This window comes from Gilvimarinus japonicus, assembly GCF_042847215.1.
GTDB lineage: Bacteria > Pseudomonadota > Gammaproteobacteria > Pseudomonadales > Cellvibrionaceae > Gilvimarinus > Gilvimarinus japonicus.
Window position 1 is genome coordinate 2,506,588 of the sequence record NZ_AP031500.1, and the last position, 14,557, is coordinate 2,521,144.

Consider the following 14,557-nt stretch of genomic DNA (forward strand, 5'->3'; position numbering starts at 1 on the left):
GCACAGCGATGCTAAAAGGCCGACCTTTAGGTCGGCCTTTTTGTGCGCCCCCCCCCCCTTTAACGCCTCAACGACAACACTCGCATATCAAGTAGCAACGTAAATTGCCCCTTGGCGGTGCGGCTTTTTGGGGAGGAAATAGCAACCAAAAGATAAACATTTGGAGGGGAATTACAGCTCAGGAAACGTCAGTTATACCTCGCTATTAACGGATTATCCTAGACTCTGACACGTTAATCAAGATATTAGAAGGTGACCTTCGCTCTCGGTCGATACGCCTTACATCTCGCAGGAGGCTGGCACGCTATTATTACCAGCCTCCCCGAGTAACAGAAATGCAACCAGCTAAATTATTTAAAAGTACAAGCTTGTAACTTTTTCGCCAGAGATCTTTATGTCACACTTATCGCCAGATTTCGCATTAGACGACTGAATAGCACCAGCTACCGCACCAAAAACTCCGCCTTGGTTATTTAATACAGACCCAAAATAACAATAGCTTGAGATATCAATGTTTTGATACTCACTCGCCAGATTCAATGTTGGCGTGTAGGGAGGAAAACTCCCTTTCATTACAGGGTCACCATTTACCGTCAGCTGCAGTACATTTCGGTGTTCATCGTACTGCCCGCCTACCACATAATCTTGACCTTCATGTGAAATAGTCTTGTCCTGTGCTTGAATTGGTGGAGGTGGTGTTGATGCGCAACCGGCGAGGACAACTAAAGGCAAAATCCCGCTAAACAAATTCTTGATTGTCATAATGCTATTTCCTTATATTTGAATTGGCCGAAATATACCCTAACCAATATTAACTTTCAATCTGGGCGTATAGCCACCAAGTCAAAAATACAACTAGCGTTAGATTGGGATGAAAGCTATCACGCACGCGGGACGCATATAAGGAAAGTCTAGACGTTAGGCGCCAGATTAAGCACCCGATTTCGGCCTGCTAAAACCATTCCCCTGCCACCTATCTCTGATAACCGCTTTGGTTTATGCTTTCTGCTACACATAAATGAGGTTTTTATGAGCAATCCCAGCGATTTTGACAAAGTACGCGCCGCCCAGCTGGACTATAACAACAAAAGAGCGGCAGGCTATCGTGAGCAGTCATTAAAGCTTTATCCATGGGTTTGTGGCCGCTGCACCCGAGAATTCACCCGTAAAAACCTTTCCGAGTTAACCGTCCACCACCGCGACCACAATCACGACAACAACCCGCCTGACGGCAGCAATTGGGAGTTATTGTGCCTTTATTGCCACGACGAAGAGCACACAAAGTTTGAGAACCTTGTGCGCTACGGCAGCACCACGGAGACAAAAATCAAACCCGCCACCTATAACCCGTTTGCGGATTTGAAAGCACAATTGAGCGGTAAAGATAAGTGAGGCGGCATCGTTAAACAGTACTTTTTACCATGCTGGAAGATGCTTGATGGACCAGTGCGAGGTAAGCGCGTCATAGCGTCAGCTGACCCAGCCATCCTAGAGGATGCTCAATATGTCATAAGCTTCAATCTGCGCCCGCTTCTTGAGCTACCTCTTGCTCAGGATTAAACAAGCGCCTGAGCAATGACTTCGGCCAAATAGGGAGCAACTGAAAACTTTCCAGTATCGACAGAGACATAGTTGCCGTGATGAAGTAAGCCAAGCTTATCGCGGCGGTGGAGACTGGAGCTGGGGTCGTCCAATCCCCCCGACGCTTGCGCATAGACCCAGCCACCTTGCACGTTGACCCGATCCGCCTGACTGATTATATCTGCCGCGCCGGGCAGTATATCGCCTAAACCCTCCTTGATCTTTGCGACGATAGAATCTGCATCATCGGCAGACAGATGCGGTGTCTTGGGGGGTTCCGCATTTCGCCCTTCAGCGAGCAGCCCAGCCGGGTACCAGGAAATATAATAGCGGCCATTGCCATAATGCTTAATGTCACCGAAGGGGCCGGCACAAATCACTGCAGAAGAGTGATAAGAATGATCCAGTGGGCACTCCAGAAACGCGGACACTCGATAGCGGTGATGCGTGGTGAAGTCGGTGCGCCCCATGACGGTTTTGTCGATAAAAGGGCGACCCGCCCACAAGGCATTGACGACGGCGTCAAACCCCGTGAAGGTATCTTGGTCCGTATGAATGGCGTAGCGCTCGGATTTCTCGTCGCTGGAACCCACGGACTGCACTGCTTGTTCGGTTAAGACCGAGATGGAGGGATCATCCATCACACGTCGCGCAAGGGCATCCGCAAAGCTGGTGGTATTTATGGAATATTCCGGCACGCGAGTCGCCAGGCACACTTGCTCAGCATTATAATTAAAATCCACGTCAGTTGCGGAGAGGCGGCGTAAGTCAGATGACGAAATATCACGCAAGTAACCGTTCACATCCGGATGCTCGCATACCAGATCGGTGACTCTTTCGAAATAATCCCAAATTTCATCGGGGCCAACCACGCTATTTTTGTGAACAAGGTAATGGTCGGCTTGTGGTGTTATCCACGAGTCAATAGAGGTTTCCAAGAGCTGTTCGACAATAGGTTTAAAGCGCAAGCCGCCGGTCAGAACCTTTTTGGCGGTATCTAGGGTCCGCGATGCCGCGTATAGGTAGCCAAGGTGGATTTTTCCCTCATTCCACCGGCTTGCTTCACTCATAACCTGGGGATGTTGTTCAAATAGTGTGACTGTGGCACGCAGACGGGCGAGAGACAACGCGGTGCAGCAACCCATAATGCCTCCGCCCAGCACAGCAATATGTTTCATTATTCAGAGCCCCTTATATGGCAGGTCGTTCTGAAGTCAGCGTCCTGCGCCACACAGCATGGCGCACCCGACTTCGGGCTTAACCGCAGCACCCCGTGCAATGCCTCCAGGATATGAGGCTCGATAGCGTAATTATGAAAATAGATAGAAAGTCACTCGCCGGAAATTTCACTCAGTGCCAAATTGACGCTTAGGATCCTTCCCTCTCGAGGCCCGTGAATCAGCGCCCGAATTCGTGAATTCCTGGCGGTGGCCTCCTGGGCGATTTCGGCGGTGTTATCCGTAGCTTGGCCCAACGTCATAATACTCTGGATGCCTTCTAGTGTCTGATCTGGTGCACAAGTGATCGCGTGTTCGAGCACGTCCTCTCCCGGCCAAACAGGAGTGCACACGATAGCGAGGGGCGCCATAAATGTTAAGGCCCGTCCCATGCCGAATCAGGCAAGGCTAAATCTGAATAGAAATAATCAGCTGGATCATAGTGATTACTGGCCAATACCAACAAGCTGGCACTTTTACTGAGATACTTTTGCCAGGCGATGCATCCCGGTGGTATATGCAGCGCCACACTGCCTAGCCGGAGCAAGTGCAGTGTCTCAGCCCCGCTGCCATCTCGAGTGACGACGTTAATTTCACCTTGCGCGGCTATCAGCAACTGATGCCCAGTGTGGTGCCCATGACCGCCGCGAATGTGACCGGCCGGCACATCGCTCACAAAGAAAACTCGACGAGGCGCAAATGGCAGGCCAGAAAAATCGACTGGCAACAACCGACCTCGATTGTCTACCACAGAGGCCAGAGCAATGGTCGCAGGAGTCCGGCTCTCATTTATCTGCGTGATTTTATCGGAAGGCACAGCGGACTCTCGTTTTCTGTGGCCTTCTGATCATAGAGAAGACCAATATTATATCGTTTGGCTAGATGCCGCTTCATCACACAACCCACCTGCTTCGTGGGCGGGGAACTTTGATCGGACTACAGGAACAAATCCAATACCAAGCAGTACAATAAGCCTGAAAACGACCGGTCATCAGGCTTCATTTCCGACCCGGCATTAACGACTTATCATTAAGATGTAATTCGAGTCGTGTTATACCACATTACGTAACTCGCGGGCCATCGACAAATTTGCCAATTCTTTACGCCATTACCAATGAAAATTCAGCATATTTATCTGCTCGCCCACCATAAACCATGATTCGGCCAAGGAAGTCACTGATACCCATTGCCGCCCCCCAGCTAAAGCAGCAACCCGTAAAAATCAACTACTGCTTTGTTATGACCCATTAGCTTGGCTTGGGAGCAACCACCGATACAGGTTTGTCCGCCACCGTGAAGGATGACAGCCAAAAAGCAAGCGTTCTTGTGTCGTCGGACAGGCCAAGTTTGGCTGGTGATGTCGGGTTAACGATCTCGACCTGCAGAAGATGCCGGCCTTTTTTCGGGATCAGGATTGCGACATTTTTGGGTTTGCCGCTAAAACAGACCTCATGCTCCAAATCGGAGTTGAGCGTAAATGTCACTTTGTCGTCGTGCCGAAACGGATACCCCGAAAGGATGATTGTCTGAGCGTCTTGCTCTGTCGAGAAAAACAATTCGGCTGTTTCAAATTCGCTCCACGCCCCTTCTTTCTCAAAGTGATGCCAGCCAAGTCCCACGTGCTCTTCTGCGTAAGCAGCGGAGAACGGCACAAGTTTGCCAACCTCTAAAACCGGCGGAGTGCCCCGGGTAAATTTGGTATGACTTTTGACCCATGCGCCTTTTCCAAGCCCCCCAATAAGCCGTTGAAACACATCTGGGTGTTGGCCCAGCTTTTTCGCAATGTGTCGCGCGAATGACAGCAAGGGTTTTTGAAAACGCGTTAGTTTTTGCCGCCATAGATATTCGCGCCCCGCCATTTCCACGAGTGCCGCGTTCAAGACACGACTTCGCGCATCCGCCCCCGCGCTAATCCACCCCCATGCACGCTCATGCTCGAACGATCCATCATGGATATAGCTATAAGGGCGCACCCCAGAGTGAATGCACAAGACCGAGGCCTCGCGGTGATAGCAGATATCGCAGCCTTGTTTCCAGGCGCGGAAAAGCCACTCCTGAGAAGGCGAGAGGCGTGTTTTCTTGATCGGCAGCCAAGGCCCCACGTCTAAGCAGATTTCGCGTCGGACGGCCCAGCAGGATGAGATAATAAAGGCATTCGGATCGAATTTGTTGTCCTGCACAGCCCCATCAAGCACGATGCGATCTTTATGGGCATCCACAGGCCCATGGTTTGCGGCTGTGCGTTGCAGAAGCAGGATAGGCGACCAAGAAATATCGGCCTTGGATTCGCGCATGAAGGCGACACGCCTAGAGATATGGTCAGGAAAATAGAGATCATCTTGGTTGAGAAAGAGGATGAATTCCCCACTAGCCATTTCGATGCCCTTATTATGCGGGGCGGATTGATGACCGGTATTTTCAGGCAGGTTGTAAAAGAGAATACGAGGATCAGTAAAGGCACAAATCGCCTCCTCCGTCTCTTGATTGCAACCATCGCCTACAACGATCAGCTCAAAATCTTGAAAATCTGAGTTCAGAACGCTCTTGATCGCGGTACTAACCACGCTTGGGCGGTTATAGGCGGCTATAATTACCGATACGGTTGGCGAAACAGACATGGCATAACTTTCATAAAAACTAAAAGGAGGTAGATTATTACTGGGTTAATGCAAATTCCTGCGACAGTCTACTGAATTCGCCCGTAAAATTCTTGTGAAATCGCAAACTCCTACTATAGAGTGCGGCGGCTCGCCATTACCCCAAATCCAGCCGAGCGGCTGTCCATTAGGGGATAAGCGCGCAGGGATCAGTGTACCCCCGGCAATAATGCATCCTTCAAGTCAACCAGTGCGAACCCTCGCTCTCATAGACCCCAAAACTGCCAACGCCTGCGGGAAGATGTATCGGGTTACAGCGAGAGCTACCACCCCTGATCGATCTTATTGTTTTTAAAGGGTTTTGCTAAGGGCTTTGTAAGAAGTCGCGGGACTTCGGCTGCCCGCCTAGCGGGATGCACGGGGCACTCAGCCCAGACCGCCCTCTCTGCATCTTAGAGGCATTCACCTTATCCTTGTGCCCCGCCCTACGGGCGGCATTCGCCGTGCTAATTCGCTCCCAGCGAATTTGAGGTCGCTCCTGCGCGTCCTGCGCCCGCGACATTTGTGCATCCATGCACATCAAGCACGCTGGCCTCAGCGGTCTCACCCAACTAGACCCACAAACAAAAACCCCCCGTCCAATGGGGTAACTCGAATGCAGATATGGGACTTTGACGATACGCGGGATGCATGACGCACCTCCCTGTGCGCCACCCTCCGGGCGACTCCGTCGTGCTAATTTGCTCCCGGCAAATTAGAGGTCGCTCCTGCGCTCCATGCGCCCGCGACATTCGTGCATCCATGCACATCAACCGGAGCTAAACCTCGCTCTCGCTGAGCTTTCAGCGAGATATACAAAAAAGCCCCCTGCTCATACGAGCAGGGGGCTTTTTGTATTTTTGGTGGAGCCTAGCGGGATCGAACCGCTGACCTCAACACTGCCAGTGTGTAAAATCGGTATTTTTCCATGTATTTCAGTGAACAACCACGTACACAGAACAACTATATTATATATAAAAATCAACAACTTAAATAAATATAGTCGTTCATGGAGGTTCACAGATTTTCTTTGCGATTCTTTCAATTTGGACTTAATATGGACTTAAATTTCCTATTAAGTCCAAATACAGAGATGAAATTGCCGCCATGAGAGCCAAATTGACTACCCTCAGTGCCCGAAATTTCGAGCCAGCTGACCAAGCTTACGAAATTGTTGATACCGAGCTAAAAGGTTTCTTAATGCGGGTTCAGCCAACAGGCCTCAAAACCTTCTATTACTCCTATCGGAATTCAGACGGTCGCCGTAAGCGAATCAAAATTGGCCCCCTCGGCCCGTCACTCACTCTCGCTCAAGCACGAGACAAAGCCACCAGCATGGCCGGTAAAGTGGCAGATGGTACAGATGTGCAAGCGGATAAGGTCGAAGGCCGTCAAAGAGCCAAAGAAACCCTCAAGGGTACACTGGGGCGATTTTTAGAGGAGCAGTATCAGCCGTGGGCTTTGGCTAACCATAAAAGCGGTCAAAATACGATCAACATCGTTAAAGCCTCATTTCCTGACCTATTGACCCTCCCAATGAGCCAGATTCAACTCAAGCGTATGGAACGCTGGCGAACGGAGAAAATGCAGCAAGACCGAAAAGCTACCTACGTTAACCGGTGCGTTAACGCGTTACGCGGTGTGATAACTAAAGCGGTAGAGTGGGAGGTACTGGAAGAGCATCCGCTAAAACGCCTCAAAAACCTGAAAGTAGACGAAGGCCGAAAAGCTCGCTACCTATCGAGCGATGAAGAATTCAGAATGCTAGCCGCGTTAAAAGAGCGTGACGATGAACTTAAAAAGGCTCGGACGCGAGGTAATGAGCACCGAGCAGAAAGAGGCTACCCTCTTCTACCTGACATATCACACCTCGCCTACGCTGACCGTATGACGCCAATGGTTACGCTCTCCCTTAAAACCGGAATGCGCCGAGGCGAACAGTTCGATTTAATGTGGTCTGAGGTTGACCTAATAAACAACGTGATAACCGTAAACGGTGCAACAGCCAAATCCAGCAAAACCCGACACATACCCCTAAGCCCCTCAGCCCGCGAGGTTCTGGGCAAATGGCGCGGCCAATGCGGGTTAAATGAGGCGCGTGTATTTCCGGCTGACGATGGCGGCAGGCTGGATAACGTTAAAAGCTCGTGGACAACTATTTTAAAAAAGGCTGGAATCACTCAATTTAGATGGCATGATATGCGTCACGATTTCGCCTCTAAACTGGTTATGCGTGGAGTACCCCTAAATACCGTGCGCGAGCTTTGCGGCCACGCCAGCTTAAATACAACCTTACGATATGCCCATTTGGCACCAGATCACAAAGCTGATGCCGTGGCGTTGATTGGATAAATATTAGTCCGGTTAATTACATTCACTAAATTTAAAAAAGCGGTTTCGACTATAAAGCTATAACTACTAGATTCAAACAAGACACCCTATATTAGAAAAAACAAATAAATTATAAACATTCAGAATATTTAGGAATTACGCTAACGGCACCTGAACAATATCGACATACACCTCAGTGACAACAAAAAATCTGTATGCTACGATTTCTTCGCAGCGGGAGATGCTGCTTGTTACTAAATGGAAATACTAGAATCGGAGTTTAGTGTTATGGATAAGAAAAAACTTGGTGTTCGAGCATTATTACTATCAGTCTCGACATTGCTTATCGCGCAATCAGCCTTAGCTACGACCTACAGCTATCGAAACTCTTCCGTGTACTCACGGCTTGACCCTTCTACAAGCGTAGCTAACGTTACGGTCTATACATACCCAGTCCAAGCTTATGCCCCTATTTATGCATGGAGAACTCATTACGAGACACAAGGAGTAGAAGGTAATTACAGCTACGATGCCGGCGGTCAGATTGTTGGCTATACCAATGAAAATGGTAGTTGGAGCATAACCGCTGACGCGATGGATCACCCCACTGGCGCATGTGGTAAATTTCACAATGAAAAATTTGCAGTAGGCTCACCATTAGCACAAAAAACAGCTGGATCTACATTTTATATTGTTGACGAATATATCCCACCGATTGACTTTGGACCACTCCCAATCCCCAATGAGGGCTGCAAGAGGAGCCACTGGGGCCTATAGTGACCCAATCATTTTAAATCACTATAATTGCTCATAGTGCATGCGCACAGCATGCACTATGAGGCGCGGTAATACGTTCTCTGTCTCTGTCTCTGTCTCTGTCTCTGTCTCTGTCTCTGTCTCTGTTACACGCTATTCACGTCCCTAATCTTCTTGCAAGCCCGACACAGTAACTAACATATCTCATAATACGTAGAAGAAGACTGAAATCATCCAATTTTGATGGCATGATATGAGTCTCGGCTCCGCACCTAAGATGCTTCGGTGAGCGCCCTGCTAAACGCACCCACTTGCCACCAAATCACATAGCTGACGCTGTGGCGTTGATTGGATAAGAACTAAACGAGATATTTATGAAAGGGCCTTGGTTTACTTTAGAAGAGGCAGCCCAAAAGCTTGAGGTCACGGCTTCTGAGCTATCGTATAAAATTGAAAAAGGTAAAATCTCTGCCGCGGCCTTCATAACAGACTATCCCTTGCTTGCTCTGAGCATTTCAAACAAAACTCAGTGGTTAGGAAGGGCTACGTGCAAATACCGTGGTCACATCCAGCTTACCACCGCGCTAAGCATCGCTCTTTTAGACGGAAAGCCAGCCCAGCAGGGCGAGCGCCCTCTCTCCATCTATGATCCGGCGGGTATAAATGATTGGTCATCTGAGTATCCATTTCAGCAAGACGCCCCTATTGCCCCTCTTTGCGGCTGGAAGCCTCTCGCCTTCGCTGAGGGTTTAGAAGAAGACCTGTTATTTTTACCGTCTCCACGTCTCGGCATCCCCACTAATACTATAATGGAACAAGCAAGTAATTGGCTTCAGGCCCTATCGTCAAAAGCGCCTGCCAATTCAGCTAAAACTATCGACCAAATAAAGCTTGATGAACGTTTAATATTTGACCGTTCTCCCTTTATCAAATCGAATCAACTGCGAATTTCGTGTAGCGAACTTTTCCCAGAAAAAACTCATTCCCCCCACTCCAGCCTAAGCCTTTCTGGACGTGAGAATCAGTTACATACCCTGATTGCCAAAATCATTACCGATACAGGTATAACGTCTGCAAAGCTAATTTGGAAAGAGATCTCTAACGAGCACCAGAGGGACGACCCAATATACGATACCGAAAGCATTCTCCAGAATGTGAGTGACGGTGAAATCGCGTGGCAAAGCCGGCACGGAAATACAAACTACATGCGCCTCAGCTCATTTAGATCAGCGGTAAAACGAGCTAAAGAAAAGTTGACGTAATGGTAGCATCAGGTGGCTAATAGGTCTTCTGGAGCAAATGAACACACATTGGCATCATCAAATAAAACCCCAATTCTAGGCCGCTTATCGTAGTTTCGTATTGTGTCTATCTCTCCAAATTTTCCAAAGTGCTCACCCTCTTTCTCAATCCGAACTGAGTCACCTACGCAAAACGGGTAGCCATCTTTATTTAACACAATATGATCCATAATTTTCTCCAAACCTTTGAGACAAAATGCATCCTGTAAAGGGTGAAGTTGCCATAACACCCAAAACAAGCACCTTAGCAAAAACAGTCTTCGCTCGCCTCATATTGCCATATTTTTTCGGAATGCAGATTTTTGTAGCGCTAAGCGTACCCCTAAGCCTAAAAATCACCGCTAAGCGTAGCAGCTAAATTTAGCTTTTACCGTACGCCCATCGAACCAAGTAATTCGTTGAGGCACACAATGAACACAGAACAACAAACCGTATTACCGCGCTCACTATCAGAAATTGAGGCGGCGCTATACATTTGCATGAGCCGGTCGTTTCTTCGCCAAGCACGAATGGACGGCAAGCGCGATAACCGCACCCCTGCCCCGCCATTTATCAAGATTGGGCGCTCCGTTCGCTACCTACGTGAAGATCTGGATTCATGGCTAGATAGCCAACAAAAGTTAGATCACCTTGGGCAGATTAGCCTAAAGGCTACCGGCTAACACGTTATGCGCTATAGGCCGTTTATACCATTAGCCGCTCTAATGCTTGCAGCAGCTCTCGCCCTGCCTATAGGTCAAATCTGGCCTATAGGCCTTCTCGCGCACCTGAACACCCCCGCGTTCCACCTTGGGTGCTTGCCTATAGCCCAAGCGTCTACCTATAGGCCGCTTTAATATGCTTTTGTTTGCTCTTGAAAAGGCACTAAAGCTAACCGAAGGTATCGGCACCGAGAGTTGTGCGGACTATAGGCGTCGCCTATTAGGTCATCATCCATCTATCTGTATCGACCTCGCACACCACTATTGCCGGCTGGCAAAAGCTAAAAGCCATGTAGAGGCCAATTTGATGCTTTTGCGCACAGACCTTTACTTACGGCTTGGATCAGGTAGCGATAGCCTGTACCTATCCTGCCCCGATGACGAGCTAAGGGATTTTGCCAAATGGCATTCGCGCAATTTAGAAAAGCTCATTATTCGTACAAGCCGCCGTGGCAACTCAAAAAAAGTGATACAGCTAGCTATAGGTTACCTAGAGCACCGAGAGCTGATATTCCCCCTAGATAGCCCCTTTGAGGCAAGCGAGGAAGAGGTAGCCGGGGCTATAGCTCGTGTTAAATGTGACCTGTGGTGGCGACAAAAAATACGCAAACTGCAAGATATTAAAATGGAAACCGTCCAAATCGAGATGGGGCGCGTTAATAAGGTGGCGGGAATCTACGCCAGCCACAATTGCGTAAAGCGGAAGTTTGCGCAAGCAGCTCGCAACAAAGATGTATTGGCTCAGTGCGTAGCCGAAAACGACTTAGGCCAATCATTTACGCTATTGAATATTGCAGAGCGCGGGGTATCTAATCCCGTTAATCGACGCAATGAGTTAATGACCCGCATTGCCGGTTTTGAAGCTATAGGTAAAGAACGCGGCCATAAAGGCGTGTTTATTACCCTAACGGCACCCTCCAAATACCATAGCTTTCTGTCAAAGCCTTGTGTCCCCAACCCTAAGTATCAAGGGCTAACACCAGCCGATGCACAACACTATTTTAACGGCCAATGGCGCAAAGTACGGGCAAAGCTAAAGCGGGACAATATCGCCCCTTATGGCTTCCGTGTCGTAGAGCCGCACCATGATGGTTGCCCTCACTGGCATATGCTGTTGTTTATTGAGCCAGAAAACGAACAGGCATTAATCGACACGCTTACCCATTACGCCCTTGAGATCAATGGCAGTGAAGCTGGTGCGGAAACACACCGTATGAAGGTTGAATATATCGACCCTAAAAAAGGGACGGCAGCAGGCTATATAGCCAAATACATATCTAAAAGTATCGATGGGGCAAATCTAGACGCCGACTTATACGGGCAAGACGCCGTAAAAAGTGCTGGCCGCATACGGGCTTGGGCCTCTACGTGGAATATTCGCCAGTTTCAGCAAATAGGCGGCCCGCCCGTCACGGTATGGCGTGAACTACGTCGCCTGACCGCTGGAGACAAGAAAGAGGCAGTATTAGAGAGCCTTAGCGATGACCACCTAAGGCAAATAGCAGAGGCAGCAGATACTGGCGACTGGCAAGCGTTTACCGAGCTATTTGGTGGGCCTGTTATCGCCCGCAAAGATCAACCTATACGCCCCTTTGAGATCATCAAAGATAAGCCCAGCCGGTACGATGAAGCCGCCAAGCAACTTATTGGCCTGCTTTACCAAGCAGCAGAATTTATTCAGACACGCTTTAGAACGTGGGAAATCAAACGAAAGGAAAGTTTTAATACCAGCGCGACCGCGCTGCTTTCTTCTTCAGGAGGGGCGAACGCCCCTCCCTTGGAGTTCTGTCAATAAGTGTACGGCAATCAGAAAGTTATGAATACTCTAAGGATGTTGATAGATCACACAACTATAATCATCCTTAGCACCTTCCGACTCTATCTTTAAGGCTATCGCCTCAGATAATACTTTAGGGTCTTCGGAAGCCAAAGAAAGCTCAACCAATTCTTTTTTTGCTAGAATATTATAGACACCATCTGTGATGAGCAATAAACGATCGCCCGACTCTAGAGAAAACTCCCCCATCTCAAGCTCGTAATCATGGGAAGGTGAAAGTACAGACAGTAGAATGTTTCTTCGCGAATAGTTAGCAGCTTGGCTTTTTTTAATGACTTTTTTATCCAAAAGATATTGTAGCTCCGACTGATCTTTTGTTCTTGTCATCAGCCCACCACCTCGTACATGGTAAACACGACTATCACCCACATGAAAGAAATAACAGATGTCGCCATTTATTTCGCAAAGAGTTAACGTTGTTCCCATCTCTTGGAGTGCACCATCCTTTTCTGAAAGGCTGACAAGACCACTCCGAGCACCATCGATCAAATTGGGATAGTCGACGTTATCCGTCTTTTTCAGCTCCTCAAAAATATATCTGATCACCTCATTCGACGCCACAGCCCCCCCCGCAGCCCCGCCCATTCCGTCGGCAACAGCGACGACCACTTTATCATTTATAACAAGGTGACCAATAGCGTCTTGATTTTCTCTCCCCCCCTTACCTTTTGAAAAAAAATATACACTCATTCGCCAGCCTCGCTCCGATAATAAGCCAGCAAGTCAGGGTGTAAATTTTCAAGATCATATCTAATCGATTCAGAAAGTCGATATACTCGCCGCCTAAAGTCTATTTTCTCATCTTCCACTTGAAGTATAATTTTTTCAATCAATGCTTCGCTGCAACCTTTATTTACGAACTGCGTAAAGACTTCTTCCACATACCAACGGTTATGGGTAACCCCTAGCTCCAACGCCGCGACGGCCGCCTCTGACTTCACATTTAAATCACCAAGCTCGAAAAATACTTTTAATTTATCAGCCAGAACATCGCAATATTCAAACGAAAAATCTGTCTTCTTTATAAAATTACAAAAATCTATAACTAACGAAGCAAATAAATCGGGAGAATGCATATTGAGCGCACGTATGTGATCAATTTTAAAAGCATGAAATAGAGCACTAGGAGTATTACCATTCTCCACTGCTACATCCAAGTAATCAAAAACCTCGTCCCATTGATCCTCGCTCAAGTCGACATTTTGCTCAAGTAAGTCTACAAATTTTTCTTCTTCATCATTTTTACTAACTGGGGAGGCTGAATCAATAACCCTAATCAGATCCTCTCTAAGAGCCGCAACATCTCGATAACGTCTCCTAGGTTGTCTTTTTGTGCATTTTGAGATGATGTCTCCAATAGCACCTTCGACGGATAGTTCTGTATAGGGAATTCTTCGTGTACGCGGTGCATAGATATCATGGAGGATCGCCCCAAACGAATATATATCAGAAGTGCACGTCGCCCTCTTGAAGTCAGCCATGCATTCAGGCGGAGAGTACATTTCTGTACCCCCCTGTGCCCCAGTACCAGTTAATGCAGTTGAATCGCTCTCGCCATGACTAATTAAACCGAAATCAGATATTTTATAAGTCGCTTGATCACCCCACCCAAAACGCAAGACATTAGCTGGCTTTAAGTCACGATGAACATGCCCCTTAGCGTGAATTATTTCTAACCCAGCAAGGATGTCAAATAGTACTTTTTGGCGCCCAATTCCCTCTACATAGCCGGAATCAATATCTTCTTTCAAAGTAGCGCACCCAAGCTCCATTAGAAAATATGGCGGGGATAGATCCAGTCGGGCCTCAATAATATTAACGACTTGAGGATGCGAAATACTTTGCTGAGCTTTAACTTCTCGAATAAAACGACGTTTCAGATGATCATTTCCAACCTGACGTACTAACTCAGACAAGGGATCAAAGAGCTTCAACGCATAAAAGCTCCCGTCAGTAGCTACAACCTTGTTTACTTTGGCGAACCCCCCTCGTCCTAACTCTTCCTGTAATGTAAATTGCATCATTCCCCCAAAAGCCCTTGATCCAAACCTAGACCTACACTTTACCATCTAGTAGCCCCCAAAAGACCAACGACCCACCAATTCAACTATCTTTAATACCGCTAGCCACCCAAAAGACTCTACCACCTAAAAATTTGGACTTAATATGGACTTAAATTTTGGACACAAAAAAGCCC

Annotated in this window: 13 protein-coding genes; 6 read left to right on the plus strand and 7 right to left on the minus strand. The window is 48.0% G+C overall.

Features of this window, described 5'->3' with window-relative positions; all coding sequences use genetic code 11:
• Positions 1 to 354: 354 nt before the first annotated feature.
• Complete coding sequence (locus ACGHAD_RS10700) at positions 355 to 762, minus strand: hypothetical protein (protein ID WP_339614867.1); 408 nt, start codon at positions 760 to 762, stop codon at positions 355 to 357.
• Between the two features lie 267 nt (positions 763 to 1,029).
• Here ACGHAD_RS10700 and ACGHAD_RS10705 point away from each other — a divergent pair, with 267 nt between their 5' ends.
• Entirely contained in the window at positions 1,030 to 1,392 is a 363-nt protein-coding gene (locus ACGHAD_RS10705; RefSeq protein ID WP_382415110.1) for a YajD family HNH nuclease, read from the plus strand.
• Between the two features lie 164 nt (positions 1,393 to 1,556).
• On the opposite strand, the gene ACGHAD_RS10710 is transcribed toward ACGHAD_RS10705, so the two are convergent.
• The 3 genes from ACGHAD_RS10710 to ACGHAD_RS10720 form a co-directional block, all read right to left on the minus strand.
• Positions 1,557 to 2,759, minus strand: coding sequence for an FAD-dependent oxidoreductase (locus ACGHAD_RS10710; protein ID WP_382415108.1), 1,203 nt, complete (start codon positions 2,757 to 2,759; stop codon positions 1,557 to 1,559).
• A gap of 415 nt (positions 2,760 to 3,174) precedes the next feature.
• A complete protein-coding gene (locus ACGHAD_RS10715; RefSeq protein WP_382415106.1) occupies positions 3,175 to 3,615 on the minus strand; it encodes a sugar 3,4-ketoisomerase in 441 nt (146 codons plus the stop codon).
• Positions 3,616 to 4,045: 430 nt separating this feature from the next.
• The gene (locus tag ACGHAD_RS10720) at positions 4,046 to 5,416 is read right to left on the minus strand and encodes a glycosyltransferase family 2 protein (RefSeq protein ID WP_382415104.1); all 1,371 of its coding nucleotides are present in this window, start codon (positions 5,414 to 5,416) and stop codon (positions 4,046 to 4,048) included.
• A gap of 1,125 nt (positions 5,417 to 6,541) precedes the next feature.
• On the opposite strand from ACGHAD_RS10720, the gene ACGHAD_RS10725 reads away from it, so the two are divergent.
• The 3 genes from ACGHAD_RS10725 (at position 6,542) to ACGHAD_RS10735 (ending at position 9,783) form a co-directional block, all read left to right on the plus strand.
• The gene (locus tag ACGHAD_RS10725) at positions 6,542 to 7,786 is read left to right on the plus strand and encodes a tyrosine-type recombinase/integrase (protein ID WP_382415102.1); all 1,245 of its coding nucleotides are present in this window, start codon (positions 6,542 to 6,544) and stop codon (positions 7,784 to 7,786) included.
• Positions 7,787 to 8,053: 267 nt separating this feature from the next.
• A complete protein-coding gene (locus tag ACGHAD_RS10730) occupies positions 8,054 to 8,542 on the plus strand; it encodes a hypothetical protein (RefSeq protein WP_382415100.1) in 489 nt (162 codons plus the stop codon).
• Between the two features lie 353 nt (positions 8,543 to 8,895).
• Positions 8,896 to 9,783, plus strand: coding sequence for a hypothetical protein (locus tag ACGHAD_RS10735; RefSeq protein WP_382415098.1), 888 nt, complete (start codon positions 8,896 to 8,898; stop codon positions 9,781 to 9,783).
• A gap of 8 nt (positions 9,784 to 9,791) precedes the next feature.
• Here the strand turns inward: ACGHAD_RS10735 and ACGHAD_RS10740 are convergent, their stop codons facing one another.
• A complete protein-coding gene (locus ACGHAD_RS10740) occupies positions 9,792 to 9,992 on the minus strand; it encodes a hypothetical protein (RefSeq protein ID WP_382415096.1) in 201 nt (66 codons plus the stop codon).
• A gap of 240 nt (positions 9,993 to 10,232) precedes the next feature.
• Between ACGHAD_RS10740 and ACGHAD_RS10745 the strand changes: the two genes are divergently transcribed.
• A complete protein-coding gene (locus tag ACGHAD_RS10745; protein ID WP_382415094.1) occupies positions 10,233 to 10,484 on the plus strand; it encodes a helix-turn-helix transcriptional regulator in 252 nt (83 codons plus the stop codon).
• A 175-nt stretch (positions 10,485 to 10,659) separates the two neighbouring features.
• The gene (locus ACGHAD_RS10750; RefSeq protein WP_382415092.1) at positions 10,660 to 12,318 is read left to right on the plus strand and encodes a replication endonuclease; all 1,659 of its coding nucleotides are present in this window, start codon (positions 10,660 to 10,662) and stop codon (positions 12,316 to 12,318) included.
• Between the two features lie 30 nt (positions 12,319 to 12,348).
• On the opposite strand, the gene ACGHAD_RS10755 is transcribed toward ACGHAD_RS10750, so the two are convergent.
• Together ACGHAD_RS10755 and ACGHAD_RS10760 are read right to left on the minus strand one after the other, a co-directional pair.
• Positions 12,349 to 13,050, minus strand: a complete 702-nt coding sequence (locus ACGHAD_RS10755) for a PP2C family protein-serine/threonine phosphatase (protein WP_382415090.1) — start codon at positions 13,048 to 13,050, stop codon at positions 12,349 to 12,351.
• Positions 13,047 to 14,384: a serine/threonine-protein kinase gene (locus tag ACGHAD_RS10760; RefSeq protein ID WP_390402682.1), complete on the minus strand. Its 1,338-nt coding sequence runs from the start codon at positions 14,382 to 14,384 to the stop codon at positions 13,047 to 13,049. The genes ACGHAD_RS10755 and ACGHAD_RS10760 overlap by 4 nt, the downstream gene beginning before the upstream one ends.
• Positions 14,385 to 14,557: the final 173 nt, after the last annotated feature.